This window comes from Mycobacterium sp. (assembly GCF_032162605.1).
In the GTDB taxonomy this organism is placed as follows: Bacteria; Actinomycetota; Actinomycetes; order Mycobacteriales; family Mycobacteriaceae; genus Mycobacterium.
This window is the reverse complement of the sequence record NZ_JAVROT010000316.1, coordinates 1-2,929: the sequence shown is the minus strand read 5'-3', so window position 1 is coordinate 2,929 and position 2,929 is coordinate 1. Positions and strand designations below refer to the sequence as shown.

Below are 2,929 nucleotides of genomic sequence, written 5' to 3'. Positions count from 1 at the left end.
ATCATCAGCACCTCGGGACGGTTGAGCGAGAGCACCGCGGCCGTAGCGCCCCTACCGGCACCGAGCGCCTCGAACGCCTGGACGTACTGGCTGATTCGGTCGGCGAGCTGGCCGCCCGTCAGGGTGGCCTCTCCGAGGGACAGCACTGGCTTGCCCTTGTGCCGCTTCAAAGCGGCAGCCAACAGGTGACCAGTGTGGTTGGGATTGCGCAGCAGGCCGTCACTCATAATAACACCAGTAAATAGCAGTTGCGAGTCAATCGCAAGCAATTCGCAATAGCGTCATTATCCAACCTGCCGGCTCCCGTCATCATCAACACTAACGGGCCCCGCGGAATCAAAGTCACTGCAGGCAGCCACATCCCGCGCCTCACCGTCACCGCTCACAACGTGCCGCCGCCACCCGCCCCCGACGGGGTGAGCGTCCAGGTCCTCGTGACCACCGGCCAGGAAGCCGTCCATGGATACGACTCTGTGATCTCCGACCCCCCCGATCGCGCGCCAAGCGCTACGGCATCAAGCGGGGCGCCAGAGTGGTCATCAGGCCAGACGGCTACACGCATAGCGCCAGACATACCGGTAACCCGCCGTATTCGATCCGGCCGTATTCGTCGTCCGCGCGCTGGCTTCCGAGTGTCGCCCGTGCAGACGGAGCTACAGCGTCGGGTTAGAGCTGATCGAGCCGGGTCGGGAGGTCACAGGGCGAGCGGCAGGGGAGCAGCTGTTTGCTGGACCCGCGCCGAGGCTTCTCTTCGTCAAATCGGCGGCTGGCGGAATCTAGTCGATGCAGGAGGGGCCGGAGGTTGAGGCTGATCTGCTTGCCGATCAGCGCGCCTTTTACCGGGCACGTCCCCCCGAATACGACGAGTGGTGGCGACGACGTGACCGTTATGATCGCGGCCCCGATGACGCCGCGGAGTGGGACCGTCAAATCCAGCAGGTGACCAACGCCGCCGATCAGTTCGGGAGGCTCGGCGATGTCCTCGAATTGGCCGGCGGCACCGGATGGTGGAGCCGGCATCTGGCTCAGAAAGCTGCAAGCCTCGCTGTGATCGACTCATCCGACGAGACGCTCAGCATTAATCGACAGCGGGTCGGCCGGACCCACGTCACCTACATAGTGGCCGATATCTTCACTTGGCGGCCCGACCGGCACTACGACACCGTGTTCTTCTCGTTCTGGCTTTCCCACGTCCCTCGAGAACTCTTCGAAGCATTCTGGGCGCTGGTCTCTTCATGTCTACGGCCAGGGGGGCGAGTATTCCTCATCGACAATCGTCGGGATCCCACCCGCACAGCGCTAGATCCTTACGTCATTGACGAAGCTGACTACGTTCAGAGGCGCCAGCTCAGCGATGGCTCCGAGCATCGGGTTGTGAAGGTTTCAACGAGCCAGCCGAGCGCCTCCGACAGCTGGGCTGGGATTCCCAACTGGTCGGGACGTCGAGGTTCGTCTACGGATCGGTCACACCGCACCATGTGCGCGAATACTATTGCAGAACAATATAATTCGGATCTTCGGGTGGTGCCGGCAACCCGCCGTATTCGATCCCGCCGTATGCGTCGTGAGCGCTTGTCTTCGAGCATGTCATCGTGGACTCTCCAGTATCGACGCGGACCTCAGCCCAGGCCACATGTTGCACCGCTGCGGCATGCGTTGCTGCTTGACGTAGCCACCGAGCGGGCGGTGGCGCTACCGGTTTGGCGCACCCTTCAAACCACCGGTGCCGGCAAATTCGCGCTTAAATGGAACAGCTGCATATTCCGGTCTATTCGTAGCTAGGGGGCCGAAGCCGCAGCGCGGTGGCGCAGGCCGTCGACGAGGAGGTCGAGGATGCGACCGGCCTGTTGGCGCTGTGCTGGCTCGCCGGCTGGCAGGGATGCCAGGGACACGCCGCTTAGCGCTACGAGGACGTCGTTGGGCTCGACGTCCGACCTCAGGGTCCCGGCGTTGACACCGGCGTCGAGCAGTGCGGTGATAGCCGCGATCAGCCGGCCACGGCTCTCGGCGTAGGGGTTGCCGCCGGAGGCAATGACGGCTTGAAGCGCCGCGGCCATGTAGCGCTTGGTCGTCATGTAGTCGATGAAGCGATCCATCCAGGCGCGCGTCGCCTCATCCGGCGGCAGTGATCGCAAAAGGCCGGGCACCGCGTCGCAGAGGTGGGCGAGCTCCTGGCGATAGGCCGCCTCGACGAGCGCATCGCGAGTCGGGAAATGACGGTAGAGCGTCCCGATGCCGACGCCTGCGGTCTTCGCGATGGCGTCGAGCGTGACGTCGGCCCCGTCGTTGGCGAAGGCACGCACGGCGGCTTCGAGCAGCAGGTCACGGTTGCGCCGGGCGTCGGCGCGCACCGGTCGGCCGAGCATCTCCGACACAGGTCATCCTCTCCTGCCCGCATGCTTGCGAGGCATTTGCTAAACGGAGGTTGCTCCGGTTAGACTGAGCGCGTACCGGAGGTTCCTCCGATTCGGAGCTTACCGGTCCGCCTCGGTACCCATCGTCGAACACACGGGAGTCGAATCATGACTGCGACCACACTCATCACCACGCCCTTCAAATGGGAAACAACCGCTGCCGAGGTCGTCGGCGGGATCGATCTGGGCGGCAGCCGGGTCATCGTGACCGGTGGGGCATCCGGTATCGGCCTGGAGACCGCGCGTACGCTCGCCACCGTCGGCGCGGAGGTGACGCTGGCGGTCCGCGACGCCGACGCAGGACAGCGTGTCGCGGCGGCGATCGTGGCCAGCAGCCCCAACACGCACGTTTTCGTCGCGCCCGTGGACCTCGCCAACCCGTCATCGGTCGCGTCGTTCGTGGCCGCCTGGGACGGGCCGCTGGACGTCCTGGTCAACAATGCCGGCGTGATGGCGTGCCCGCGGACCCGCACACCACGGGGCTGGGAGCTTCAGTTCGCCACCAATCATCTCGG

The 2,929-nt window shown here is 64.8% G+C and carries 3 protein-coding genes and 1 pseudogene; 2 read left to right on the top strand and 2 right to left on the bottom strand.

Translation table 11 applies throughout. From position 1 onward, the window contains the following. Positions 1-227: pseudogene (locus QOI01_RS18230) on the bottom strand (acyl-CoA synthetase); the annotation flags it as partial. A gap of 556 nt (positions 228-783) precedes the next feature. Between QOI01_RS18230 and QOI01_RS18225 the strand changes: the two are divergent. Beyond that, positions 784-1,782, top strand: a complete 999-nt coding sequence (locus tag QOI01_RS18225) for a class I SAM-dependent methyltransferase (RefSeq protein WP_526383357.1) — start codon at positions 784-786, stop codon at positions 1,780-1,782. Here the strand turns inward: QOI01_RS18225 and QOI01_RS18220 are convergent. Beyond that, positions 1,779-2,366 carry a TetR/AcrR family transcriptional regulator gene (locus tag QOI01_RS18220; protein ID WP_526383359.1) on the bottom strand — a complete coding sequence of 196 codons (588 nt, stop codon included), beginning with the start codon at positions 2,364-2,366 and terminating at the stop codon, positions 1,779-1,781. The two genes, QOI01_RS18225 and QOI01_RS18220, sit on opposite strands and share 4 nt — an antisense overlap. A gap of 156 nt (positions 2,367-2,522) precedes the next feature. Between QOI01_RS18220 and QOI01_RS18215 the strand changes: the two genes are divergently transcribed. Then, positions 2,523-2,929 (top strand): SDR family NAD(P)-dependent oxidoreductase (locus QOI01_RS18215; protein WP_526383355.1); only part of this gene is annotated, 407 nt, incomplete at its 3' end.

Coding starts and splice junctions, on each gene's coding strand:
- QOI01_RS18225 (WP_526383357.1), top strand. CDS start 784: ATGCAGGAGGGGCCGGAGGTTGAGGCTGATCTGCTTGCCGATCAGCGC.
- QOI01_RS18220 (WP_526383359.1), bottom strand. CDS start 2,366: ATGCTCGGCCGACCGGTGCGCGCCGACGCCCGGCGCAACCGTGACCTG.